The sequence below is a fragment of the Afipia sp. GW821-FHT04G03 genome, from assembly GCF_059419985.1.
Map to the genome: position 1 here is coordinate 296,217 of NZ_JBWKSV010000003.1, position 22,669 is coordinate 318,885.

The 22,669-nt window shown below is 61.1% G+C and carries 28 protein-coding genes; 14 read left to right on the top strand and 14 right to left on the bottom strand.

Going from position 1 to position 22,669, the window contains the following annotated elements; translation table 11 throughout:
• Window positions 1–879, bottom strand: coding sequence for a branched-chain amino acid ABC transporter permease (locus AC07UB_RS15815; protein WP_492790410.1), 879 nt, complete (start codon window positions 877–879; stop codon window positions 1–3).
• A gap of 106 nt (window positions 880–985) precedes the next feature.
• Window positions 986–2,242, bottom strand: a complete 1,257-nt coding sequence (locus AC07UB_RS15820; protein WP_492790411.1) for an ABC transporter substrate-binding protein — start codon at window positions 2,240–2,242, stop codon at window positions 986–988.
• A 178-nt stretch (window positions 2,243–2,420) separates the two neighbouring features.
• On the opposite strand from AC07UB_RS15820, the gene AC07UB_RS15825 reads away from it, so the two are divergent.
• The 11 genes from AC07UB_RS15825 (at window position 2,421) to AC07UB_RS15875 (ending at window position 10,642) form a co-directional block, all read left to right on the top strand.
• Complete coding sequence (locus AC07UB_RS15825) at window positions 2,421–3,122, top strand: GntR family transcriptional regulator (protein ID WP_492790412.1); 702 nt, start codon at window positions 2,421–2,423, stop codon at window positions 3,120–3,122.
• A gap of 20 nt (window positions 3,123–3,142) precedes the next feature.
• Complete coding sequence (locus tag AC07UB_RS15830) at window positions 3,143–3,919, top strand: SDR family oxidoreductase (protein ID WP_492790413.1); 777 nt, start codon at window positions 3,143–3,145, stop codon at window positions 3,917–3,919.
• Between the two features lie 237 nt (window positions 3,920–4,156).
• Window positions 4,157–4,435 (top strand): DUF1488 family protein, encoded by a 279-nt coding sequence (locus AC07UB_RS15835; protein WP_492790414.1) that lies wholly within the window; start codon window positions 4,157–4,159, stop codon window positions 4,433–4,435.
• 245 nt (window positions 4,436–4,680) lie between these two features.
• Window positions 4,681–5,475, top strand: a complete 795-nt coding sequence (locus tag AC07UB_RS15840) for a FadR/GntR family transcriptional regulator (protein ID WP_492790415.1) — start codon at window positions 4,681–4,683, stop codon at window positions 5,473–5,475.
• A complete protein-coding gene (locus AC07UB_RS15845) occupies window positions 5,465–5,962 on the top strand; it encodes a 2,4'-dihydroxyacetophenone dioxygenase family protein (protein WP_492790416.1) in 498 nt (165 codons plus the stop codon). Before AC07UB_RS15840 ends, AC07UB_RS15845 begins: the two co-directional genes overlap by 11 nt.
• Before the next feature lie 2 nt (window positions 5,963–5,964).
• On the top strand, window positions 5,965–6,738 hold the full coding sequence (locus AC07UB_RS15850) for an SDR family NAD(P)-dependent oxidoreductase (protein ID WP_492792670.1): 774 nt from the start codon (window positions 5,965–5,967) through the stop codon (window positions 6,736–6,738).
• 179 nt (window positions 6,739–6,917) lie between these two features.
• The gene (locus tag AC07UB_RS15855; protein ID WP_492790418.1) at window positions 6,918–7,697 is read left to right on the top strand and encodes an ABC transporter permease; all 780 of its coding nucleotides are present in this window, start codon (window positions 6,918–6,920) and stop codon (window positions 7,695–7,697) included.
• Window positions 7,694–8,500 (top strand): ABC transporter permease, encoded by an 807-nt coding sequence (locus AC07UB_RS15860; RefSeq protein ID WP_492790419.1) that lies wholly within the window; start codon window positions 7,694–7,696, stop codon window positions 8,498–8,500. The genes AC07UB_RS15855 and AC07UB_RS15860 overlap by 4 nt, the downstream gene beginning before the upstream one ends.
• Entirely contained in the window at window positions 8,497–9,255 is a 759-nt protein-coding gene (locus AC07UB_RS15865; protein ID WP_492790420.1) for an ABC transporter ATP-binding protein, read from the top strand. Before AC07UB_RS15860 ends, AC07UB_RS15865 begins: the two co-directional genes overlap by 4 nt.
• Window positions 9,252–9,584, top strand: a complete 333-nt coding sequence (locus tag AC07UB_RS15870) for a hypothetical protein (RefSeq protein ID WP_492790421.1) — start codon at window positions 9,252–9,254, stop codon at window positions 9,582–9,584. Before AC07UB_RS15865 ends, AC07UB_RS15870 begins: the two co-directional genes overlap by 4 nt.
• Window positions 9,585–9,586: 2 nt before the next feature.
• On the top strand, window positions 9,587–10,642 hold the full coding sequence (locus AC07UB_RS15875; RefSeq protein ID WP_492790422.1) for an ABC transporter substrate-binding protein: 1,056 nt from the start codon (window positions 9,587–9,589) through the stop codon (window positions 10,640–10,642).
• A gap of 130 nt (window positions 10,643–10,772) precedes the next feature.
• On the opposite strand, the gene AC07UB_RS15880 is transcribed toward AC07UB_RS15875, so the two are convergent.
• The 8 genes from AC07UB_RS15880 to AC07UB_RS15915 all read right to left on the bottom strand — a co-directional run bounded on the left by AC07UB_RS15880 (window position 10,773) and on the right by AC07UB_RS15915 (window position 16,480).
• On the bottom strand, window positions 10,773–10,898 hold the full coding sequence (locus AC07UB_RS15880) for an MFS transporter small subunit (RefSeq protein ID WP_492790423.1): 126 nt from the start codon (window positions 10,896–10,898) through the stop codon (window positions 10,773–10,775).
• A 166-nt stretch (window positions 10,899–11,064) separates the two neighbouring features.
• Window positions 11,065–12,498: an L-lactate MFS transporter gene (locus AC07UB_RS15885; protein WP_492790424.1), complete on the bottom strand. Its 1,434-nt coding sequence runs from the start codon at window positions 12,496–12,498 to the stop codon at window positions 11,065–11,067.
• Window positions 12,499–12,534: 36 nt separating this feature from the next.
• The gene (locus AC07UB_RS15890; protein ID WP_494654513.1) at window positions 12,535–12,744 is read right to left on the bottom strand and encodes a formate dehydrogenase subunit delta; all 210 of its coding nucleotides are present in this window, start codon (window positions 12,742–12,744) and stop codon (window positions 12,535–12,537) included.
• 65 nt (window positions 12,745–12,809) lie between these two features.
• Window positions 12,810–13,058 carry a hypothetical protein gene (locus AC07UB_RS15895; protein WP_492790425.1) on the bottom strand — a complete coding sequence of 83 codons (249 nt, stop codon included), beginning with the start codon at window positions 13,056–13,058 and terminating at the stop codon, window positions 12,810–12,812.
• Window positions 13,059–13,072: 14 nt separating this feature from the next.
• On the bottom strand, window positions 13,073–13,396 hold the full coding sequence (locus AC07UB_RS15900; protein ID WP_492790426.1) for a cupredoxin domain-containing protein: 324 nt from the start codon (window positions 13,394–13,396) through the stop codon (window positions 13,073–13,075).
• Window positions 13,397–13,406: 10 nt separating this feature from the next.
• Entirely contained in the window at window positions 13,407–13,940 is a 534-nt protein-coding gene (locus AC07UB_RS15905) for a DUF4142 domain-containing protein (protein ID WP_492790427.1), read from the bottom strand.
• Between the two features lie 97 nt (window positions 13,941–14,037).
• Window positions 14,038–14,727, bottom strand: a complete 690-nt coding sequence (locus AC07UB_RS15910) for an RNA polymerase sigma factor (RefSeq protein ID WP_494654510.1) — start codon at window positions 14,725–14,727, stop codon at window positions 14,038–14,040.
• 130 nt (window positions 14,728–14,857) lie between these two features.
• Window positions 14,858–16,480 carry an ABC-F family ATP-binding cassette domain-containing protein gene (locus AC07UB_RS15915; RefSeq protein WP_492790429.1) on the bottom strand — a complete coding sequence of 541 codons (1,623 nt, stop codon included), beginning with the start codon at window positions 16,478–16,480 and terminating at the stop codon, window positions 14,858–14,860.
• Between the two features lie 199 nt (window positions 16,481–16,679).
• Between AC07UB_RS15915 and AC07UB_RS15920 the strand changes: the two genes are divergently transcribed.
• From AC07UB_RS15920 to AC07UB_RS15930, 3 genes are all read left to right on the top strand, one after another.
• On the top strand, window positions 16,680–17,441 hold the full coding sequence (locus AC07UB_RS15920) for an SDR family NAD(P)-dependent oxidoreductase (RefSeq protein WP_492790430.1): 762 nt from the start codon (window positions 16,680–16,682) through the stop codon (window positions 17,439–17,441).
• A gap of 59 nt (window positions 17,442–17,500) precedes the next feature.
• Window positions 17,501–18,352, top strand: coding sequence for an enoyl-CoA hydratase family protein (locus tag AC07UB_RS15925; protein ID WP_492790431.1), 852 nt, complete (start codon window positions 17,501–17,503; stop codon window positions 18,350–18,352).
• 93 nt (window positions 18,353–18,445) lie between these two features.
• On the top strand, window positions 18,446–19,690 hold the full coding sequence (locus AC07UB_RS15930) for a flavin-dependent oxidoreductase (RefSeq protein ID WP_492790432.1): 1,245 nt from the start codon (window positions 18,446–18,448) through the stop codon (window positions 19,688–19,690).
• Between the two features lie 43 nt (window positions 19,691–19,733).
• Here the strand turns inward: AC07UB_RS15930 and AC07UB_RS15935 are convergent, their stop codons facing one another.
• Genes AC07UB_RS15935 through AC07UB_RS15950 form a run of 4 tightly spaced genes read right to left on the bottom strand, consistent with a single transcriptional unit; the run spans window position 19,734 to window position 22,669 of the window.
• On the bottom strand, window positions 19,734–20,192 hold the full coding sequence (locus AC07UB_RS15935) for a cupin domain-containing protein (protein ID WP_492790434.1): 459 nt from the start codon (window positions 20,190–20,192) through the stop codon (window positions 19,734–19,736).
• 46 nt (window positions 20,193–20,238) lie between these two features.
• Entirely contained in the window at window positions 20,239–20,937 is a 699-nt protein-coding gene (locus AC07UB_RS15940) for an ABC transporter ATP-binding protein (RefSeq protein WP_492790435.1), read from the bottom strand.
• Window positions 20,937–21,689 (bottom strand): ABC transporter ATP-binding protein, encoded by a 753-nt coding sequence (locus AC07UB_RS15945; protein ID WP_492790436.1) that lies wholly within the window; start codon window positions 21,687–21,689, stop codon window positions 20,937–20,939. Before AC07UB_RS15945 ends, AC07UB_RS15940 begins: the two co-directional genes overlap by 1 nt.
• On the bottom strand, window positions 21,686–22,669 hold the full coding sequence (locus tag AC07UB_RS15950) for a branched-chain amino acid ABC transporter permease (protein ID WP_492790437.1): 984 nt from the start codon (window positions 22,667–22,669) through the stop codon (window positions 21,686–21,688). The genes AC07UB_RS15945 and AC07UB_RS15950 overlap by 4 nt, the downstream gene beginning before the upstream one ends.

Here is a 22,669-nt window from a genome sequence, read left to right on the forward strand (position 1 = left end):
TCACTCGAAGCGGGTGATGCGCTCGCCGAACAGACCGCGCGGCCTGAACACAAGCACCAGAAGCATCAGAAGATAGATCGCGGCGGTGGACGCAGCCGAATAGCCGATGCCGACCATCACGCCCTTCACCAGCCCGACCAGCAAGGCCGCGACGACGACGCCCCAGAACGAGCCGAGGCCGCCGATCACCACCACGACGAAGGCCGGCGTGATGATTTCATTGCCCATCGCCGGATGCACCGCATAGATCGGCGCGAGCAGCACGCCCGCCAGCCCCGCGAGGCCGATGCCGAGTGCAGCGACAGCCGACATATAAGGCTGCAATGAAATTCCGAGCGCGCCCACCATATCCGGATTCTGCACGCCGGCCTGCACGACGCGGCCGAACGCCGTCAGCCGCAGCAGCATCCACAATCCGGCGACGCAGGCGGCCGCGATGCCGAGCAACACGACGCGGTAGAACGAATAGATGAAGGTGCCGACCACGACCTGCCCGCGCAGTGCGTCCGGTATCGAGTACGACAGCGGCGGCGCGCCGAAGATCATGCGCAGCGCCTGCTCCGCCACCATTGCAAGCCCGAATGTCAGCAGCAGCGAAAGAATGGGATCGGAACGGTAGAACCTGGTGAACAACAGCCTCTCGATGACGACGCCGAGTAGCGCCACCGCCACCGGCGAAAACACCAACGCACCGCCGAACCCCAGATAAGGCGAGATCACCAGCGTGAGATATGCGCCGATCGCAAAGAACGCGCCGTGCGCGAGATTGACAATGCCGCCGAGCGAGAAGATCAGCGACAACCCCAGCGCGATCAGCAGATAGTAAACGCCGTCGAGCAGTCCGTTCAGAACCTGCTGCGCGAGCAAAATGCCGGACATGGTCGTCGCCCCGCAATCGATGGGCCACGCATCGCGCGTGCCGGAAAACAAGAAGGATGAAGAGCGCGCCCTCCGGGATCACCCGGAGGGACGCATCAAGTTGGCTTCAGGACGGGAACGTACAACTGTTCTCTTCTTTGGTAGCCGCGATGATTTCGAGATCCTCGTTCGGGCCGGGCACCGGACCGCTCGACGAGAAGATGTCCCACTGGTTCTTGACCTGCGCGGCAGGCAGCGCCTTCACCGCATACATCTCATGCATCAACTGATGATCGGAGGCGCGGAAGTAACCCGGCCGCGTCTTCAGGAGATCAAACTTCGCGCCCTTCTCGAAGTGTTCGATGATCTTCGGCGATTCGGCCGACTTCAGGTCGTTGACGGCCTGCGCCACGATCTTGGTCGCGATGTAATCGCCCCACGCCTGATTTTCCGGCGGCTTGTTGTACTTCTTCACAAATGCGCCGACGAAAGCCTTGGTGCCGGGGGTGTCGATCAAGTGATGCCAGACCACCGGCCATGTGCCGACGAAATTGCCCTTGCCCGCCGCCCAGGCCAGTGCGGTATCGAAGCCGAAGCCGCCGACCGGATAGGTCAGCCCGAATTCGGCATACTGCTTGAGGAAGTTAGTGATCTGGTTTCCGGCGAGATTGATCACGACGAGGTCCGGCTTGGAATCGCGGATCTTGAGCAGATAGGCCGAGAAGTCCGTGGCGTCGGTCGGCACCAGATCGTCGCCGGCGAACTGCCCGCCATTGCCTTCCATGAACCGCTTGGCGACACGCAACAGATCGTGGCCGAAAGCATAGTCCGCCGTCAGCGAATACCACTTCTTGCCCTTGACCAGGCCTTCCTGAAGGAACGAGCGGCCGACCGTCTTCACATACATCGAGTTCTGCGACTCGACATGGAACATGTAGCGCTGGCAGTCCTTGCCGCGCAGCGCGTCGGAGTTACCGCCGGTATTGATGAACAGCGTCTTGTTGCGCGATGCCACCTGCGCGATGGTGAGGCAGGACGCCGACGAAATCTCGCCGATGATGCAGGCGACCTTGTCGCGCTCGATCATGCGTTCGGCCTTGGTGGAGGCAGTCTGCGGATTAACCGAGTCTTCCTTCAGCACTTCGACCTTGCGGCCCATCATGCCGCCCGCCGCGTTGATTTCCTCGACGGCAAGATCCACCGCCATCACGGCATATTCTCCGAGCGGGCCGAGAAAGCCCGTACGCGGGGTCAAATGACCGATTCGAATGACGTCGGCGGATTGCGCGCGCAGGATTGACGGCGCGGAGATTCCGGATACCAGCGCGAGGCCGCCAGCGGTCTTCAGCAAACTACGTCGCGTGAATTTGTCCTTGGTCAACATAAGCCATCCTCCCTGTGACGGCCGCGTTTCGCGGCGCTTATTTCCGGCAGGGCGTTGCGCGTCTTGTCGGCGCTTATATCGCTTGCCGTGATCTGTGATCACACTTAGACTGACAAAGGAGAACGATGTTGTCGAGTCCCTTGTTTCGCTTTTTGCACGTCCCGCAGGATCAACGGTCATGAACCGCCCCGCCGCGCTTGATCTGGTTGAACCGCTTGACCGTCAGACACTTGGCGGACGCGCCTATGCGCAACTTTCAGATTTGCTGATTTCCGGCCGGATGGCGCCCGGCGAAAAAATCTCGCTACGCCAGGCAGCCGAGGTGCTCGGCGTCTCTATCATGCCGGTGCGCGAAGCCGTCTCGCGGCTGGTCGCCGATGGCGCGCTCGAAGTCACGCCGAACCGCGCAGTGCGCGTGCGCGTGATGACTGCAGCGCAGTTTCGCGATCTCACGCAAGCCCGCATCGCCATCGAGGGACACGTCGCGGCGCTCGCGGCCAAGAATCGCAACGATACCGATCTGAAATCGATCGCGCGGACGGAAGCGGCGATGCGCGCCGAAAGCCGTGCGGCCAAGCCAAACCTGCCGCGCGCGGTCGAGTTGAACAAGTCATTCCACTTCGCGGTCTATGAAGCGGCGCATTCGGCAACGCTGGTGGAAATCATCCGCGCGCTTTGGCTCAAGGCGGGGCCGGTTATCAATCTCGATCTGCGCGCCAATCCGGAACGCTTGGCAAAGGGAGACGCGGTGCGCTTCCACGCCGGAGTGCTTGCTGCCATCAAGGCGGGTGACGAAGCCGGCGCACGTAAGGGAATCGCGGCGGACATCGACAACGCGGCGGAAGTGATACTGTCGCGTGGCGGCCTCGCCGAACAATAATTGCTATCGCTGGAGACGACATGAACCTCGATATCAAGGGACTTCGGGTGCTGGTGACGGCAGGCGCCAACGGAATCGGCCTCGCCATCGCGCGGGCCTTTGCCGGCGAAGGCGCCAAGGTTCACGTTTGCGACGTGGACACGACCGCCCTCACCGCGCTGAAAACGAGCGATCCTGCGCTGACGCAAACGATCTGCGACGTTGCGGACCGCGCCGCCGTGAAGGTGCTGTTCGCGGAAGCTACCACCGTCCTCGGCGGGCTCGATGTGCTGGTCAACAACGCCGGCGTCGCCGGACCGACGGCAAAGGTGGACGAGATGAATCCCGAAGATTGGGATCGCTGCCTCGAAATCTGCCTGACCGGACAATTCAACTGCACGCGGCTGGCGGTGCCGCTGCTGCGTGAGAGCAAGAACGCATCCATCGTCAACATTTCTTCTGCGGCAGGCCGTCTCGGTTTTGCCATGCGCTCGCCCTATGCCGCCGCCAAATGGGGTGTAATTGGCTTCACCAAATCCCTGTCCATCGAACTCGGCCCGGATAACATCCGCGTCAACGCAATCCTGCCGGGCCTCGTTGCGGGCGACAGGCAACGGCGCGTGCTGGAAGCCAAGGCACAGCAGCGCGGCATATCGTTTTCGGAGATGGAAAAGACCGCGTTCTCTTACACCTCCATCAAGGATTATGTGACGCCACAACAGATCGCGGACCAGATCGTCTTCATGTGCAGTCCGCGCGGCAAGACGATCTCCGGACAGGCCATCTCGGTGTGCGGCGATACGCAGATGCTGGGTTAGACCACAAAACCACGCCGTTCATGCGGCAATATCGGCGAAACAAGCCGATGGCTATTGCGCCCGGAAGGGCGCATTGTGTCCCTGCACGCAATTCGCTGCACAAGCGCCGCGCCCGAGGCGTTCGAATTCGCTGAGAGTTCGAAGAATCAAGTCCTCTTCCTCGTACACCACGCCGACCGCGAACCTTGCCAGCCAGCGGCGCGGGCGACGATCCACCGGACAATGAGGACAACAGCAATGACGATTAGCCAAGGCTCCTTCCAGTCCTACGATTACAACCGGATGGTCGTGCTCTTCACCGTGATGGATGAGCAGACGGAAGTACCGTGTGCGATCAGCACCACAGCGATGGACGACATCGAAGGCACCAAATCGACCAAGCCGGAGCAACGCGAAGCCCAGTACATGCGACTGCGCGCCAAAATCGACGCGCGCGCCGAAGCGAAGGTCCTCGCCACCGAGTTTGAAGGCCATCCGCCGAGCATCGTTCTGCGCAGCATCGACTTCCGCACATAACGCGGCGGCTGCCTGAAATACCTCGCGAAAAACCCGAAGATTAAGTCGTCGGCATCCTCATGCGTTTCGTTATGCGAGCGCGGAAAGCGTCCACGCATCTAACTCTGCGACAATTTGCCAGGCGCTTTGCGTTGCAGCAAATTGCCTAATCATCCGATGTTTAACATCGGATGATTGCAATCCCCGTTTCCTGCGTGCTAGCGTTTTGGCGCGCCGCTCCAAGACGGCGATTGGGAGACTGAGCGTTGGCCAAGGCGACCACCCGGTTCATCGTCAAACGCGCCAAACCCGGCCGCATTCATGAAGTGCTGTCCACGCTTGGCACCGAGATTGCGCGCGATCTCATTGCCGTTGGCGCGGCGCTACCGCCCGAACCGGATCTCGAAGCCCGGTTTGGCGTCGGCCGCGGCGTCATCCGCGAGGCGATCAAAACCCTCGCTGCAAAAGGACTTGTCAGTGTGGGTCCCCGTCATGGCACGCGCGTGCTGCCCCGCCATGACTGGAGCCTGCTCGACCGCGACGTCCTGAGCTGGCTTGTCGGCAAAGGCGACCCGGATCGCGAACTGCTTCTGGAAATTCAGGAAGTGCGCTCGATCATCGAGCCGGCCGCAGCCGCGCTGGCTGCCGAACGTGCGACAAGGACCGACCGCCAACGCATCAACGCCGCGCTGGTCGCCATGGAAACATCGCACGATCAGGACAGCGCCATCGCCGCTGACAAGGCGTTCCATCTTGCGATTCTGGATGCCACGCACAATCGCGTATTTCAGGGCTTCCGCAGTGCGATCGACACGATCCTGAGCACAGTCTTTCTTGTGGCCGTCGGCAGCGTCGGCTGGTTCGACGACAACCTTCCCAATCACGCCGCTGTGGCCCGCGCCATCGACGAAGGCAACGCCCGCAAGGCGCGGATCGCCATGGAGCAGGTGCTGGGATTCACCAAGACCAAGCTGTCGAAGAAGAAGCCCGGCACCGTTCGGGTTTTACCGAACCCGCGCGCGGCCAAGCCGAAGATCAAGAGGAAGCAAGATGTATCGTGATATGAAGGGCTCCGCCCACGTCCTCGCATCGCCGGAGATCGCAGTCGTCGCGATTCCGGAAGACGAGCGCGTCTGGGTGCCGCAAGCGCCCGACGTCTGGTTCCGTCCGCTAATGCTCAACACCCGGCAGGGCCAGTGGTGCAATCTGCTGCGCGTGCGCCGATCCGGCGTGCTGTCGCGGCATCTGCATCCGAATCCGGTCCATGGCTTCGTCCTCAAGGGCAAATGGTTCTATCGCGAGCATAAATGGGTCGCCACCGAGGGCTCGTATGTGTTCGAGCCGCCGGGTGAAATTCACACCTTGGTAGTGCCGGAAGACACCACCGAGATGATCACCTTCTTCAACATTCAGGGATCGATGGTGTATCTGGACGAACAAAATAAGCACGTCGGCTATGAGGACGTGTTCACCAAGATCGATATGTGCCGCGCGCATTACGAGGCCAGCGGCCTCGGTCGCGATTACGTCGACCAGTTCGTGCGCTGATGATGGACACGGCAACCATCCCGCGCGCGACCACGTCCGGCGCCTGGGCGTCGATCTGGTATTCCGGAAAGCGCGTGCTTGTGACCGGCGGCACATCCGGTATCGGTGCCGGCATTGCGCGCGGTTTCATCGAGGCCGGCGCAATTGTCACCGTGGCCGGCGTCGGCGACGCCGAAGTCTCGGCCGCTGCTTCCGATCCCGTGTTGAGCAAGGCGCGCGCGCACCAGCTCGACGTCCGCGACGGCGACGCCGTTAAAGCGCTTATCAGTTCGCTCGACGGCCTCGATGTGTTGGTCAACTGCGCGGGCGTCATCCGCCGCGGCGAAGAGCTCGACCCCGAGGTTTTCCAGTCGGTAGTCGACATCAATCTCAACGGAACCATGCGCATGTGCGCGGCGGCGCGGCCGCTGCTGGCGCATTCCAATGGGGCAATCGTCAATCTCGCATCGATGCTGTCGTTCTTTGGCGGCGGCCTTGTTCCGGGATATGCCGCCAGCAAGGGCGGTATCGCGCAACTGACGAAATCTCTTGCCATCGCCTACGCCGGCGACGGCATTCGCGTCAACGCCATCGCACCCGGATGGATCGAAACGCCCCTCACCTCGGCGCTGCAAAGCGACGAAAGCCGCAGCAAGCCCATTCTCGATCGCACGCCGCTGGGCCGTTGGGGCAAGCCGGCGGACCTTCTGGGCGGCGTACTTTATCTGTGTTCGCCAACTGCATCGTTCGTCACCGGAACCGTTCTCACAATCGATGGAGGATACGCCATCGCATGACAGCAACGTCAGCGTGTGGCGACGTGCCGCGTATTGGTGAGACCGATCGCGTTTAATCTAAAGGCTGCTGAACAACAAAGCCGCCTGCAAGAAAACGACAACAAGACGGGCCGAACGATCGGCCGCAGGGAGGTTACGTGCTGGTCACGCCCAGTCGAAAGGTTCAACCGAGATGGCTCGTGCGGGGGTTCAACTCGATCGCGGGCACCGCGATGTTTGTCGCGCCCCTGCTTGTTCTGGTGATCCTGTGGGCCGTCGCGGTGCCGCTGTTCCAGATCAATCCGCGCGTCTTCCCGTCGCTCGGTTCGGTCGGCAGCGCCGGACTTGAGTCGATCCGTGACGGGACGCTCATCAGTCATGTCGGCGCGAGCCTGCTCCGTGTCGGGCTGGGAACGCTAATCGGCATCGTCACAGCCGTACCGCTCGGCATCGCGATGGGCGTCAGTCCCGCGGTCTCCACATTCCTGACGCCGCTGTTTCGTTTCTTCTCGGTGCTGGCCGGCATCGCATGGATCCCTATCGCGACGTTGTGGTTCGGCTACGGCTTCGGCGCGATCATCTTCGTGATTTTCAACGCGGTATTCTTCGTTGTCGCCTACAACACCCTGCTCGGCGTCTCGACTATTCCTCATGCATTGCGCAACGCCGCCGCCTCGCTCGGCGCGGGTCGCTGGGCGCTGTTGACGCAAGTCCTGCTGCCTGGCGCGCTGCCGAACATCGTTACCGGAATTCGCACTGGCCTCGGCTTCGCATGGCGCGCGCTGATCGCGGCCGAGATGATCGCGACCAATGTCGGCCTCGGCTACATGCTGTTCGTCGCCCGCGATTTCTACCGCACCGAAGTCATCGTGCTCGGCATGATCGTCATCGGCGTCATTTGGCTGCTGATCGATCGTTTGCTGCTGGTGCCGCTTGAACGCTCGACCATTGAGCGTTGGGGCATGGTGAGGCGCGCATGAACATTGTCCTCAAAAGCTGGAGCGCCTACACGCGGATGACCGCCCGCTGGCCGGGTGTTGCCGCCATCGTTCCGTTCATTCCCCTGGTGCTGCTGTGGACCGCGATCGTCGAAGCCGGCGTATTTCCCCGCGCGTTCCTGCCGGGGCCTGTCGATGTCATGAAATCGTTCGTGACTCTCACATATAAGGGCATCCTGCCGGACTACCTTCAGGACAGCCTGATCCGGCTGATCACCGGGGCGGCGGTTGGCATGGCTCTTGGCATTCCGCTGGGTATCCTGATCGGCACCAGCCGCTGGGCGCATCGCGCGTGCTGGCCGGTGCTGCTGTTCTTCCAGGCCATCGGCGATATCGCGTGGCTGCCGATCCTGCTGATCTGGTTCGGTTTCGGCCTCACCACCATGACGTTCGTGATCGTCTACACGGTCCTGTTTCCGGTAGTGCTCAACACAGTGCTCGGTGTCGAGTCCGTGCCGCGCGATCTGGCGCGCGCCGCCCGCAGCCTCGGCGCATCGCGCGCGCGCGTTCTATGGGAAGTCACCCTGCCCGGCGCGCTGCCCAACATCATCACCGGTTTGCGCAACGGGCTCGGTTATGGCTGGCGTGCGCTGATCGCCGTGGAAATTATCGTCGGCACCAGCGGCATCGGGTTCATGATGTTCGACGCGCGCCGTGCCGGCTCCACCGTCGAGATCGTTCTCGGCATGATCATTCTCGGACTGCTTTGGTACATCGTGGACGCATGGATTCTCGCGCCGATCGAGCGCGCAACCGGCAAACGCTGGGGACTGGTGACATCATGAGCATGCTTTCAATCCGCAATCTCGCGAAAACTTACTTCGATCCCTATGCCGGAGAACACGTCAACGCCGTGCATGACGTCTCGCTCGACGTCGAACAGGGGGAATTCGTTTCGGTCGTCGGGCCATCGGGCTGCGGCAAGACCACGATCCTCAACATGATCGCGGGCTTCATTCCGCACTCAGGCGGAGAAATCCTGCTCAATGGCAAGGCGATCGACGGTCCCGGCCCGGAGCGCGGCGTGGTGTTCCAGTCGTTCGCGTTGTTTCCCTGGAAGACCGTGCTCGACAATGTCGGCTTTGGCCCGAAGATGCGCGGCGTTCCGAAAGCCGAACGCGACAAGATCGCCCATGAATATCTTGCGCTCGCCGGCCTGACCCATGCTGCGAACCGCTACCCCAACGAACTGTCCGGCGGCATGCAGCAGCGCGTCGGCGTGGTCCGCGCGCTCGCCAACAATCCGGCAGTACTGCTGATGGATGAGCCATTCGCAAGCGTCGATGCACAAACTCGCATGACGCTTCAGGAGGAACTCACCCGCATCTGGCAGGAGCGCCGCCCGACAGTCATCTTCATTACGCACGACGTGCCGGAAGCGGTGTTTCTCGCCAACCGCGTCGTCGTGCTCTCCAAGGGCCGCGTTCTCGACCAGATCAAGGTCGACCTGCCCCGCCCGCGCGTCTGGGACAACCTGATCGAGGACGACACGTTCAAGCGGTTGTCCGCGCAGGTGCTGCAAATGGTGCGCTCCGCATGAGCCTTGCGTCCGAAGCCCTGCGTTCGACCAAAGCCCGCGTCGTGCTCGGCGTGATCGCTGCGTGGCTCGGCTTCCAGCTCTGGCTGACGATGGCCGCACCCGCGAAAGTGTCGCCCGAACTCGCGGGCAGCTCCGAGAAGGTCAATGTGCAGATCGAACTGCCTTTCACGCCTGAACGGTTTCACGTTCTCGCGTTCCAGCAATATGGAAGGGTCTCCGGTGCGGATGGCCATTCGATAGAACTGCGTGGTGTCAAACGAACGGATCTCAACGCGGTTGCCCGGCCTTACTGGGTGACGAGCGTCGGGCCGATAAAAGAGGGAGGATGAACATGAAACGACTACTGATGCTTGGCGCGGCATTGATTCTGGCATGCGCGCCCGCGCAAGCGCAGACCATGGTGAAACTGAAAGCCGGCATGGTCACCGGCATCGATCAGATCGGGCTTCCGATCGCACTCGAGCGCGGCTTCTTTGAAAAGAACGGCCTTGATGTCACCATCGCACGCCCCTACGCAACCGGCGTCGATGCACTCAACGCGTTGCAAGCCGGCGAAAGCGACATCGTCCAAGTCGGCGTGCCGATGATCGGCGCGGTGTTGCGCGGGATGGATCTCGTCGCACTCGGCAATTACAGCGGCAACGCGACCAAGGCGGGCTCCGACGCCACCATGGCAGTCATCGCCCGCGAAGGCGCGGGAATCGTCAAAGGCGACCTCGCGAGCCTGAAAGGCAAGAAAATCGCAGCCTCGTTCGGCACCATCAACCATCTCTATATTCTGGCGATCCTCGAAAAGGCCGGTCTGAAGCCTGAGGACGTTACGCTGGTCAACACGCCGCCGCCGGATATGACGGTCGCGCTGCTTGCCAAGGGCATCGACGCCTTTTCGGCATGGGATCCGTGGCCGATCGTCGCCGGGAAGGATATTCCGGGCTCCATCGAGGTCATTCGCGGCGGCGACGTGATTTCATATCTCGGCTTTAACGTCGCGTTGCGGCCGTGGATCGAGAAGAACGGCGAGACCATCGAGAAATTCCTAGCCGCCGTCTCCGAAGCCGACCAGTGGATGCGCAAGAATCCGAAACTGGCCGCGCAGGTCGCCACGCGCTGGATTCCCGGCCTCAAGCAGGAAATTGCCGAGGCCGCGATGCAGTTCAACATCCAGCAGGCCGACCGGCGCCTGTCGGCGAACAACTTTCGCGCTCTCTGGAGTGCGGAGGATCGGCTCAATCGGCTGGGAATCCTGAAGACCACGTTCGACGTCAACAAGCACATCGAACCAAAGCACATCCTGAAGGTGATGAAGGATAAGCCCGAACTGTTCGCCGATCTGCCGCCGATCCCGGCAAACGTGGCGATCGGAGCGGGTTACACATTCAAGCCCTGAGACTTGCAAGCCTGAGAGCTTATCCTCAAGAAAATGCGGCGGGTGGATCTGATCCACCCGCCGCATTCCTGATCGATGTGCAGGCCGCCTCGACAGGTGATTACAAAACCAGCCAGCAACCCATCTACGCCTAATGAAACAACTTCATCGCGTTGACGAGCGTCTGCGCGACGCCCGCCAGCAACGGAATGCCGGCGATGCTCCACGCCAGCGCAAGTTGCAACGTTCCGGTTTTACGAACTTCCACGTTCTGCATGATTGTTATCCTTTATGTTCCCGGCAAACTGCCGCCGACTTCAAACCAGCGGTTGGCCCGTACAGCGCATTTGCTTTTGCGTATCATGGTGTTCGATGCCCGACGGATGCTTCAATCCGGTATTCCGCAGGGATGAAGCATCCGACCGAAGCATCTGTGAGTGGTCCTATGAGCCGGCCGCCGCCTGTGCACCTGACGGTAAGGCATCGGTATCCGCCTCCTTGACCATGTGATGACGCTTGTCGACGGCCTTGACGAGGGCATTTGCGATAAAGCCGATCACGAGAAGACCCGCCATGATGTACATCGTGACGTTGTAAGCCTGCGCTTTCGGCACACCATGCGTGATATTGTACTCACGAATGTAGTTGATCAGCACCGGACCAGCGATGCCCGCGGCCGACCAGGCCGTCAACAGGATGCCGTGGATAGCGCCGACATATCGCGTTCCGAACATATCGCGCAGATAGGCCGGAACCGTCGAGAAGCCACCGCCGTACATACTGACAATGATCAGGAAGCAGATCACGAACAGGACGACGTTTCCGTTTCCGCCTGCATAAGGCACGGTCACATACAGGATGAAGCCGAGCGTCATGTAGACGAAGTACGTGTTCTTGCGCCCGATGTAATCAGACAGCGAAGCCCAGCTGAAACGTCCGCCCATGTTGAAGAGACTCATGAGGCCGACGAGTCCGGCTGCCGCGATCGCAGTAATATGACCGGGGAACATTTCCTGGCTCATCGCGGACGCCTGTCCAAGCACACCGATGCCGGCCGTCGTATTGACGAACAGAACAATCCAGATGAGCCAGAACTGCGGCGTCTTGACCGCGTCATAGACGTAGACGTCATTCTTGGTGATGAGCTTGGACGCCGTCGTGGCAGGCACGTAGCCCTCCGGCTTCCAGCCGGGCGCCGGAACGCGCACGATCAACGCACCGAACATCATGAAGCAGAAGTAGACGCAGCCGAGAACAACGAAGGAGCTGAAAACCCCGACGTCGGTCGGGCCGGAAAACTTGCTCATCAGCCAGACCGAGAGTGGCGAGGCAATCAACGCGCCGCCACCGAAGCCCATGATCGCCATGCCCGTCGCCATGCCGGGACGATCGGGAAACCATTTCATCAGCGTCGAGACCGGCGAGATGTAGCCGATGCCCAGTGCGCAGCCGCCGATCACGCCGTAGCCGAGATAGATCATCCAGAGCTGGTGATACTTCACGCCCAGCGCGGAAATCAGGAAGCCGCTGGCCCAACAGATGCCCGCCGTAAACATCGCCTTGCGCGGACCGCCTTCTTCAACCCAGCGCCCGAAGATTGCGGACGACAGGCCGAGAACCAGCATGGCAATCGAGAAAATCCAGCCGAGTTCGGTGAGTTTCCAGTCGCCCGGACCGGACGCGGAAACGCCAAGAAGCTTGGTCATCGGCAAATTGAAAACACTGAACGCGTAAGCCTGGCCAATGCACAAGTGCACGCAGAGTGCGGCGGGCGGCACCATCCAGCGGCTGTAGCCGGGCCTCGCTATCGTGCGCGACCGATCAAGAAACGGTAGCCAGGATTTCGTGTAGGTTTCAGCGTGATTGATAACAGCCATTCGTTTTATCTCCCCCTATTTTTTTGAATGTGTTGATTAGCTGCGATGATGCAGCACCTCACTCGCGGAGCCAGTGGCTCCGACGGCCTGCCGAACCAACGGATCAGAATCGCTTTCGCCGCCTGTGGGATGCGCGCAGATTTGCGCTCGCACAGTCGGCTTCGATCGTTTTCCGGGATGTTCGGCAGTCGCGGCGAAGGCCTTGCCCTCTTGCGCGGCGAAGAGCTTGTCGGTCTGATTGGCCATGTGAAAAGGTCGGTCAGACTGCATTGCTCTGTTCTTCATGTGGCAACTGGCGAAAGCACTCCGCCTCACGTGGCCTTTTCTTGGAGTACGCAAAATGCAGACATCGTGCCTTCACCAGTCGTCCCGCGCGTCACGCTACGCTTGCCAACTATTTTGACAAACGAATAATATTGCGCCTTATTATCTAACATATCGATACATTGAACTTTAGTCGAAACTCTCGAATTCTCGTTTTTCAGCGGATTTTTCTTCCATTGCGACATGCGCCGAACAAAAGAGCGCGCGGAAAATTCCGCGCGCTCTTTCTGTTTCACAACGGTAACCGACGTTACGGTTTCGGTGCCACCGAAATTCGTCCCTTCATGTTGGGATGAAAGCGGCAGTAGTACTCGACATCGCCGGCCTTTTTCAGAACGAAGCTTGCCGACTTCTTGGCCGGGATCATTACATCCCAATCTCCCTTGACCGTCGCGGTGTGCGCGAGGATGTCCTTGTTGACCCACTCTATGGTGTCGCCGACCCTTGCGGAGATATCCGCAGGCGAAAACACGAGCTTGTCGACCGTGACCTGAATGGTTTCCGCAAAAGCCGGAAAGGAAATCATCCCACACAGCGCGGTCAGAGACAGAAAGAGCCTGCGTCGCTGCCTCATGCGATCACCCTTACTTCACGGATGCGGCGGTGTGCTCGGCATGCTGCAGATGGCCCTGGAAAATCTTGAGACCGGTTTGCAGAAGGCTCTTCAGCTCCGCGTTGGACGCCGACGGAATCAGCAAGGTTTCCAGCGCACCGTTCACCGCCTTGTGGTAGGCGACTTCGTTGGCGACATAGGCTTTGTCGTAAGCAGCGCCGCTCAGTTTCGCGAGTTCGATCTGCTTGTCGGCGGCCTGCTTCGCCAGCGACTTGCTGGTGTCGTTGTCTTCGGGGGTGACGCCGAGCTTCTTGACAAGATCGAGAGCCTGTTTGTTCACAGCTTCATGGTCGCGCACCATGTCCTGCGCGAACGCGACGACGGCCTTGTTCTTTGACTTCGCGATGGCCTGCTTCGCCGCCGTGACGTCGATCACGCCGGCGGTGTATGCAATATGAGCGATCTGAGGATCGGTCGGTTTTGCGGCGCCTTGCGAGAAGGCCGCGCCATTCAGCAGAGCAACAGCAGCAACAGCGGCAATAGCCGCGCTCAATCGGACGAACATGATAGACTCCTGTGGTCGGCCGCCGGAAAGGGCGCCGATGCTTTTGGTCAATGTTGACGTTCGTTGGATGGTCTGTGATCGAAAAGGTTCCCGGCAATCAGCCGGAAACAAAAATGCGTTTCATCACCGCATCGGTCATCCGCTCGCAACGCTTGCCGGCAAACGGAAAAGCATCCATCAGGACCGGACCGATCTGCTTGTCGAGGTGCTCGCGCACGAGCCGGCGCGCACGATGCAGCCGCGTCTTGACGGTCTCCGGGAGAAGACCGAGAAGTTCCGCGGTGTCTTCCACGCTCATTCCCTCTATCACCCGTGTGATAAAGACAATCCGGTAGACCTCCGGCAATTTGTCCGTGGCCTGCTCGACGAGCTGCAAGAGTTCGCGTTGCGCCATTGTTCGTTCCGGATCCGATCTTGCCGCATGAGGAAACTGAATAATTTCAGCTTCCGGGCTCGCTGCCTCGTAGGTCGCGAAATCGACCGTCGGACGTCTTGTCCTCAATCGTCCCAGCGCTTCATTCATGACGATGCGGGACAGCCACGTCGCCAGACTGGAGTCGCCGCGAAAGCCCTTGAGGTGCGTGAAAGCACGGACATAAGCCTCCTGGACAACGTCTTCCGCCTCGCTGTCGTTGCGAAGGATGCCTCTGGCAATCCGATAAAGCCGCTGGTTGTACTTCTGCATGATGGCCCGGAATGCATCACCGTCCTGTGCCAGCGTCCGCCGGACCAGTCCGGCGTCATCGGAGGCATCCAGCGGAACCGCCGGTCGTCGAACTTTGCCCATGGCCGATCTCCTGTTGCGCTCTTGGATGGCTCAGGATCGAAAAGGTTCCCGGCAAAAAGCCGGGAATCCTCAAAACGCGCCGGGACGCGGTCAACCATACCACGACCCAGCGGGGCTGCGGCCGTGTCTTTTAGCTCCGCAGGCCCGGCGCCTCGTGGCCGGTGCGCGCCACGTATTCCGTGTAGCCGCCGCCATACTGGTGAATGCCCTCGGGCGTCAGTTCCAGCACGCGGTTAGACAATGCCGCGAGGAAATGCCGGTCATGCGAGACGAACAGCATGGTGCCCTCGTATTCCGACAGCGCGGTGATGAGCATCTCCTTGGTCGCCATGTCCAGATGGTTGGTCGGCTCGTCCAGCACCAGGAAATTCGGCGGATCGAACAGCATCTTCGCCATCACCAATCGCGCCTTCTCGCCGCCCGATAGCACGCGGCAGCGCTTCTCGACATCGTCGCCGGAGAAGCCGAAGCAACCGGCCAGCGCGCGCAACGAACCCTGCCCCGCCTGCGGGAATGAATATTCCAGCTCCTCGAAGATCGTGCGCTCGCCGTCCAGCAAATCCATGGCGTGCTGCGCGAAGTAACCCATCTTTACGCTGCCGCCGAGAGCGACCGTTCCGTTATCGGGTTCAGTCGAGCCCGCGATCAGTTTCAGCAGCGTGGATTTTCCCGCGCCGTTGATGCCCATAACGCACCAGCGCTCCCTGCGGCGCACCGAAAAATCCAGTCCCTCATAGATGCTCCGGCTTCCATAGCCTTTGTGAACATTCTTCAGGCTCACCACGTCCTCGCCCGATCGGGGCGCGGGAAGGAAATCGAACGAGACGGTCTGGCGACGTTTCGGCGGCTCGACGCGTTCGATCTTGTCCAGCTTCTTCACGCGGCTCTGCACCTGCGCCGCGTGCGAGGCGCGCGCCTTGAAACGCTCGATGAACTTGATTTCCTTGGCGAGCATCGCCTGCTGACGCTCGAACTGCGCCTGCTGCTGCTTTTCGCTGAGCGCACGCTGCTGCTCATAGAACTCGTAATTGCCCGAGTAGCTCGTCAACGAACCGCCATCGATCTCCACCACCTTGTTGATGATGCGGTTCATGAACTCGCGATCATGCGAGGTCATCAGCAATCCGCCCTCATAGCCCTTGAGGAATTGTTCCAGCCAGATGAGGCTTTCCAGATCGAGATGGTTGCTCGGCTCGTCCAGCAACATGGCGTCGGGGCGCATGAGCAGGATGCGGGCGAGCGCCACGCGCATCTTCCAGCCGCCGGACAGCGCGCCGACGTCGCCGTCCATCATCTCCTGACTGAAACTCAGGCCGCTCAGGACTTCGCGAGCCCGGCCCTCCAGCGCATAGCCGTCCAGTTCCTCGAAGCGCGCCTGCACCTCTCCATAACGCGCGATGATTTCTTCCATCTCGCCGGCGCGGTCCGGATCGCCCATGGCGGCTTCGAGTTCCTTCAATTCCGTCGCCACAGCGCTCACGGGGCCTGCGCCATCCATCACCTCGGAGACGGCGCTGCGGCCGGACATTTCGCCGACGTCCTGGCTGAAATAGCCGATGGTCATGCCGCGTTCGACGACCACCTGGCCCTCGTCAGGCAGTTCCTGTCCCGAGATCATCCGGAATAGCGTCGTTTTGCCGGACCCGTTGGGACCGACGAGGCCTACTTTTTCGCCCTTCTGGAGGGCTGCTGCGGCCTCGATGAAGACAATCTGGTGACCATTCTGCTTGGAGATATTGTCGAGACGAATCATATGCACGCGAGCCTGTCAGAAAGAGAGTTGTGGCGGCCCTTATGCCACATGCCGCGCCGATGGAAGAGCATTCAGGCCCGCTAAATTGCTCATTTCCCATGCCCCGGGCGTATGCCGGATATTGACGCAAAAGCCCGATTTCTTGCAAAAACTTGAAGCCTAAAATATATTGGCGGGCGGTCATCACGCGAGGTCGAAAATGCCGGCATTTACCCGTCAGACCCATGCGCTTGTCACAGGCGGCGGACGAGGGATTGGACGGGAAGTGGCCGCAGCCCTGACGCAGTCCGGCGCGACTGTCACGATCCTCGGACGCAATCGCGCCACGCTCGACGCGGCCATCGCGGCGGGCGCGGCAAATACGAGTCTGGTGGCCGATGTCACCGATGAAGCGGCAATGCGCCAGACCATCGCGGAAGCCGCTGCGCGACAGCCTATCGACATTCTGGTCGCCAATGCGGGCGCTGCCGAGTCCGCCCCCTTCGCGAAGTCCGATCCTGCCGTGTTTCGGCGGATGATCGACGTCAATCTGATGGGCGTGGTTTGCGCGGCTCATGCGGTGTTGCGGCCGATGATCGAGCGCCGCAGCGGCCGGATCGTCGCCATCGCCTCAACCGCAGGCCTCAAGGGATACCCCTACGTGTCCGCCTACTGCGCGGCCAAGCACGCTGTCGTCGGGTTCGTGCGCGCGCTCGCGCTGGAGGTCGCCGCCACCGGCGTGACCGTCAATGCGGTCTGTCCCGGCTTTACCGACACCGATCTGGTCGCCGGCAGTCTCGATCTCATCATGAAAAAAACCGGACGGGATCGCAACGAGGCGGTCGCGGAACTGACCAAACACAATCCGCAAGGCCGTCTGGTGAAGCCCGCGGAAGTCGCCGACACCGTAACCTGGCTGTGCGGACCGGGCGCTGCCGCGATCACGGGACAGGCCATCGCGGTCGCGGGCGGAGAAATCTAAAATCATCCGGCCGCAGCGGCGGCTACCATCGAGACAACCCAAAGCGTTCAGGAGATATCATGACCACAGGTTCAACGGCGAGTTTCGCCAACTCCGTCACGCTGCCGCTGTCGCAATACGTCCCGCAGCATTTTCTGCTGTCGGTGACCGGCGGTGTCGCGACCGTGACGCTCAACCGGCCGGAACGAAAGAACCCGCTCACGTTCGAGAGTTATCGCGAACTGGCCAATTTCTTTCACGCCTGCGCGCATGACGACGTCGTGAAAGTCATCGTCGTCACTGGCGCGGGCGGCAACTTCTCGTCCGGCGGCGACGTGTTCGAGATCATCGGTCCGCTGGTTGAGATGGACACCAAGGGCCTCACCGCCTTCACCCGCATGACCGGCGAACTCGTGAAGGCGATGCGCGCATGTCCGCAACCGATCGTCGCTGCGGTGGAAGGCATTTGCGCGGGCGCCGGCGCGATCATCGCCATGGCTTCGGATCTGCGCCTTGCGGCGACCGGGAGCAAGGTCGCATTCCTGTTCAACAAGGTGGGTCTTGCGGGCTGCGACATGGGCGCGTGCGCAATCCTGCCCCGGATCATCGGGCAATCCCGCGCATCGGAGCTGTTGTACACCGGCCGCTTCATGACCGCCGATGAGGGCGAACGATGGGGCTTTTTCAGCCGCATTGTCGCGCCATCCGAGGTGCTGGAGGCAGCGCGCGCCCTCGCCGTCTCGATTGCGGAAGGCCCGACATTCGCCAACACCATGACCAAGCGTATGCTGGCGATGGAATGGGCTATGTCGGTCGAGGAAGCCATCGAATCCGAGGCCATCGCTCAGGCGCTGTGCATGACCACCAAGGATTTCGAGCGGGCTTTTCATGCATTTGCGAACAAGCAGAAACCGGTGTTTCAGGGCAACTAAGGTTAACCCGGTCAAACCACTGGCTGTCGAATAGCCGCGCGGTTATGATCGCCGAAGACTGAATGGCAGGATTGACTGCGTGAGGTTAGGTCAATGAAAGCAATTATTGTCGGCGGCGGCGTGGGCGGACTGACCACAGCGCTAATGCTGCGGGCGCGCGGCATCGACTGCGAACTGTTCGAGCAGTCCGAGACCATTCGCGAGCTCGGCGTCGGCGTCAATACGCTGCCGCACGCGATCCGGGAACTGGCCGGACTGGGCCTGCTGGATCGGCTCGACGATGTCGCGATCCGCACCGATCAACTGTTCTATCTTACGCGGCATGGCCAGGAAGTCTGGCATGAGAAGCGCGGTCTCGGCGCCGGACACGACGTGCCGCAGTTCTCGATTCATCGCGGCCGTCTGCAAGGCGTCATTCATCAGGCCGTGGTCGAGCGTCTCGGCGCCGATGCCATTCAGACCGGCTGCCGTCTTGGTGCGTTCACGCAGGACGAAGGCGGCGTGACTGCGCATTTCTTCGATCGTTCTGGCGCGCACGTTAAAGCAGCCCGGGGCGACGTCCTGATCGGCGCTGACGGAATCCACTCCTGTGTGCGCAACGCGCTGTTTCCCAACGAAGGCCCGCCGTGCTGGAACGGCTTGATGTTGTGGCGCGGCGCGACCGACTGGCCGGCGTTCCTCACCGGCAGTTCGATGATCGTAGCCGGAGGGCTGAACGCCAAGGCTGTGGTTTATCCGATCGCGGAAGGCTCCAGCCCCACCAACCGGCTGACCAACTGGGCCGTGCTGGTCCGCATCGGCGACGGCACGACGCCCCCGCCGCGCCGCGAAGACTGGTCACGCCTCGGCAAACGTGAAGAATTGATGCCGCATGTCGCGGGCTTTTCGATTCCCCAGGTTGACCTCGCCGCGCTGATCGGCGCGACGCGCGAATTCTGGGAGTATCCGACCTGCGACCGCGATCCGTTGCCTCATTGGTCGAGTGGGCGGGTCACCCTGCTCGGCGATGCTGCACATCCGATGTATCCGGTCGGCTCGAATGGCGCATCGCAGGCGATCCTCGACGCCCGCTGTATCGCCGACGCACTGGCGCGGGCGGAGCATCCTCGACAGGGGTTGATCGCATACGAACGTCAGCGGCTGCCGATGACCGCCGACATCGTCGCGTCCAATCGCAGAGGCGGACCGGAAGGCGTGATCGACGCCGTCGAACAAATCGCGCCGCAAGGCTTTTCCAATCTCGACGCGATCCTGAGTTACGAATCCCGCGAAGCGATCGTTCGCGGCTACGCGTCCAAGGCGGGCTTCGCCGCGCGAGTGGTCACGCGGCAGGCCTGATGGCGTCGCGTCTCGGCGCGTCTCCGTCCTAGCCTGTCGCCTTTTAGGCGGGCGGCGGCGGCAGGAAGTGAATGTTGAACTCGGCCGCAAGCGCGACGACAGTCTCGGGATTCTGCTCTTTCAGGTTGTGAATTCCCCAGAACAGATCGTAGAGCCGCCGCGTCGGGGACACCCAGAACAGCACTTTCGCCGTTTGCTGGGCGTTGTTGAAGATTCCATGCGGCTTGCCCATTGGCAGGCGCACCAGATCTCCTGACGTTGCGGACTCGTTCGCGCCATCGAGCATGAAATCAAGCTTGCCCTCCAGGAGGTAGAGATACTCGTCCTGGTCGGGATGGATGTGCGGCGGAACGAAGGTGCCGGGCGGCAACGTCGCGTGCCACGAGAAGGAATGTTCAGTGCGGGTTTTCGGCACATAAGTCTGGCCGAGAATACTCCAGCTGATGCCTTGCATTCCCTCGTTGGCGCGGGTGATGCCCGCCGTCTCGATCGGTGTCGCCATGATTTCAGTCCTCCCTTGGATGCTCGTCCCCGCCGGGACGCCACCTTTATACATGCAGAAAACGGTTTTTCACGCTCGGATCGTTCACGATGTCGGCGCTTCCGCCGGTCCAGACCACGCGGCCTTTTTCGACCACCACATGCCGGTCGGCGAAGGCCGCTAGCGCATCGACATTCTTGTCGATGATGAGAATCGCGTAGCCCTCGCTCTTGAGCTGCTTCAGGCAATTCCAGATCTCGATACGGATCAGCGGAGCAAGGCCTTCGGTCGCCTCATCGAGTATCAGCAGCTTCGGATTGGTCATCAGGGCACGCCCGATGGCGAGCATCTGCTGTTCTCCGCCCGAAAGCTGGCTGCCGAGATTACGGCGCCGCTCTTTCAGGCGGGGGAAGAACGCGTGCACGGCGTCGAGCGTCCAGCGCGCGGGGCGGTCGCGCGCGGCAGCGGTCGCTGTCAGGTTTTCATCAACCGTGAGCGTTGGAAAGATCTCCCGCCCCTCCGGCACAAGTCCGATACCACATTGCGCGATCCGGTACGGCGGCAAACCCGCCAGCGCCGTGGAGCCGAATGTCACGGCGCCGCCGGTCGGTGGCAGCAGGCCCATGATGGACTTGATGGTGGTCGTCTTGCCCATGCCGTTGCGGCCGAGCAGCGTGACCACCTCACCCGCTCCCACGCCAAACGATATGTCGAACAGAACTTTCGCTTCGCCGTAGGACGCTTGCAGGTTGGAGACGGTCAGCATCAGGCGACCTCCTCCCCGAGATAGGCCGCGCGAACAGCCGGATCGTTCCGGATGCTTTCGGGCGAACCGCTGGCAATGATGCGGCCATAGACCAGCACGGAAACGCGATCAGCCAGCGCGAACACCGCGTCCATATCGTGCTCGATCAGAATGATCGGCAATTCCTGCTTCAACTCCTTCAAGGTCGCGATGACGTTGCGCGATTCCTCGTGACTTGTGCCCGCCAGCGGTTCGTCCAGCAGCAGCAGCTTCGGCTTCCCTGCAATCGCAATGGCAAGTTCGAGTTGCCGCTTTTCACCGTGCGAAAGCCGACCCGCCGACACATGGGCGCGAGCCGCCAGTCCGAAGCGCGTCAGGAGGTTCATCGCGATGTCGTTGAGTGCGCATTCGTCAGATGCCGCGCCAAAAAACTTGAAGCTCGACCCCGCATGCGCCTGTGCAGCAATGGCCACATTCTCCAACACGGAAAACCCCGGCAGGATCGAGATGATCTGGAACGAGCGCACCAGTCCACGCTTGGCACGCTCATCCATCCGCAACGCGGAGATATTCTCGCCTTCAAAGATCACGCGGCCGGAGTCGGAAGGTGCATGTCCCGAAATCTGATGCACCAGCGTCGTCTTGCCGGCCCCGTTTGGCCCGATGATCGCATGAAGCTCCCGCGGAGCGATCTCCAGCGAGACATCGTCAGTCACGCACAGTGCGCCGTAGCTTTTCCGGAGATGCTCGAGCTTAAGAACCGGCTGAATCATCGACTGCCCCGCAAAAGACCGACAAGACCGCCGCGCGCGAACAGCACCACCAGAATCAGGATTGGGCCGAAGATCATTCCCCAATACTCGGTGATCCCCGACAGATACTCTTCCAGCAGCGTGAACGCCGCCGCGCCGAGGATTGCCCCGTGCAGCGAACCGAGACCGCCCAGCACAATCATGAAAATGAGATCGCCGGAGCGCTGCCAGGCAGCATAGGCAGGACTGATGAACTCCGTCTGATTGGCGAGTAGAACGCCGGCGAGACCCGCGATCATGCCGGCGATCACATAGGCGGTCAGTTGGTAGCGATAGGGCGCGAACCCTATCGCCTCCATCCGCACCGGATTTTCCTTGATGCCGCGCAGAACCCGCCCGAAGCGTGATGCGACGATGGCGCGGCAGACGAGATAAAGCCCAACAAGAAAGCCGAACGTCACATAGTAAAGAACAACGTCGTTTTTCAGCAGTGGCTTGCCGAACACCAGACTGCGCGACGCGAGGCTCATGCCGTCGTCGCCGCCATAGGCTGCGAGCGACGTGGCAAGGAAGTACAGCATCTGCCCGAAAGCCAGCGTGATCATGATGAAGTAGACGCCACGCGTGCGCAGCGAAATCGAGCCCGTGAACAATGCGAAGATGCACGATGCCGCCAATGCGACGCCGATATGAATGAACACATCGTCGATGCCGTGGCTCGACAGGATACCGACCGAATAAGCCCCGATGCCGATATAGGCGGCATGGCCGAAACTGATCATGGCTCCGCAACCAATCAGAAGGTCGAGCGACATCGCCGCAAGAGCGAGGATCATGGTTCGCGTCAGCATCGCCAGAATGAAGCCCGATGCACCGAACTGCGCGGCAATGGGCACGATCGCAAAGAGCGCAAACAGGATGCCCGGCAACACGATCGATTGACGCCACGACCGGGATTTCGCGACCGGCGCAACAGTGTCGGTATCGGCAAGATCGTTCAC

Bases quoted from the DNA above. Each gene is read 5' to 3' on its own strand.
- AC07UB_RS15915 (WP_492790429.1), bottom strand. From the start codon at position 16,480: ATGATTCGTCTCGACAATATCTCCAAGCAGAATGGTCACCAGATTGTC.
- AC07UB_RS15845 (WP_492790416.1), top strand. From the start codon at position 5,465: ATGTATCGTGATATGAAGGGCTCCGCCCACGTCCTCGCATCGCCGGAG.
- AC07UB_RS15885 (WP_492790424.1), bottom strand. From the start codon at position 12,498: ATGGCTGTTATCAATCACGCTGAAACCTACACGAAATCCTGGCTACCG.
- AC07UB_RS15925 (WP_492790431.1), top strand. From the start codon at position 17,501: ATGACCACAGGTTCAACGGCGAGTTTCGCCAACTCCGTCACGCTGCCG.
- AC07UB_RS15860 (WP_492790419.1), top strand. From the start codon at position 7,694: ATGAACATTGTCCTCAAAAGCTGGAGCGCCTACACGCGGATGACCGCC.
- AC07UB_RS15815 (WP_492790410.1), bottom strand. From the start codon at position 879: ATGTCCGGCATTTTGCTCGCGCAGCAGGTTCTGAACGGACTGCTCGAC.
- AC07UB_RS15830 (WP_492790413.1), top strand. From the start codon at position 3,143: ATGAACCTCGATATCAAGGGACTTCGGGTGCTGGTGACGGCAGGCGCC.
- AC07UB_RS15910 (WP_494654510.1), bottom strand. From the start codon at position 14,727: ATGGGCAAAGTTCGACGACCGGCGGTTCCGCTGGATGCCTCCGATGAC.
- AC07UB_RS15870 (WP_492790421.1), top strand. From the start codon at position 9,252: ATGAGCCTTGCGTCCGAAGCCCTGCGTTCGACCAAAGCCCGCGTCGTG.
- AC07UB_RS15835 (WP_492790414.1), top strand. From the start codon at position 4,157: ATGACGATTAGCCAAGGCTCCTTCCAGTCCTACGATTACAACCGGATG.
- AC07UB_RS15825 (WP_492790412.1), top strand. From the start codon at position 2,421: ATGAACCGCCCCGCCGCGCTTGATCTGGTTGAACCGCTTGACCGTCAG.
- AC07UB_RS15945 (WP_492790436.1), bottom strand. From the start codon at position 21,689: ATGATTCAGCCGGTTCTTAAGCTCGAGCATCTCCGGAAAAGCTACGGC.
- AC07UB_RS15820 (WP_492790411.1), bottom strand. From the start codon at position 2,242: ATGTTGACCAAGGACAAATTCACGCGACGTAGTTTGCTGAAGACCGCT.
- AC07UB_RS15935 (WP_492790434.1), bottom strand. From the start codon at position 20,192: ATGGCGACACCGATCGAGACGGCGGGCATCACCCGCGCCAACGAGGGA.
- AC07UB_RS15865 (WP_492790420.1), top strand. From the start codon at position 8,497: ATGAGCATGCTTTCAATCCGCAATCTCGCGAAAACTTACTTCGATCCC.
- AC07UB_RS15920 (WP_492790430.1), top strand. From the start codon at position 16,680: ATGCCGGCATTTACCCGTCAGACCCATGCGCTTGTCACAGGCGGCGGA.
- AC07UB_RS15905 (WP_492790427.1), bottom strand. From the start codon at position 13,940: ATGTTCGTCCGATTGAGCGCGGCTATTGCCGCTGTTGCTGCTGTTGCT.
- AC07UB_RS15880 (WP_492790423.1), bottom strand. From the start codon at position 10,898: ATGCAGAACGTGGAAGTTCGTAAAACCGGAACGTTGCAACTTGCGCTG.
- AC07UB_RS15875 (WP_492790422.1), top strand. From the start codon at position 9,587: ATGAAACGACTACTGATGCTTGGCGCGGCATTGATTCTGGCATGCGCG.
- AC07UB_RS15890 (WP_494654513.1), bottom strand. From the start codon at position 12,744: ATGGCCAATCAGACCGACAAGCTCTTCGCCGCGCAAGAGGGCAAGGCC.
- AC07UB_RS15850 (WP_492792670.1), top strand. From the start codon at position 5,965: ATGGACACGGCAACCATCCCGCGCGCGACCACGTCCGGCGCCTGGGCG.
- AC07UB_RS15900 (WP_492790426.1), bottom strand. From the start codon at position 13,396: ATGAGGCAGCGACGCAGGCTCTTTCTGTCTCTGACCGCGCTGTGTGGG.
- AC07UB_RS15940 (WP_492790435.1), bottom strand. From the start codon at position 20,937: ATGCTGACCGTCTCCAACCTGCAAGCGTCCTACGGCGAAGCGAAAGTT.
- AC07UB_RS15930 (WP_492790432.1), top strand. From the start codon at position 18,446: ATGAAAGCAATTATTGTCGGCGGCGGCGTGGGCGGACTGACCACAGCG.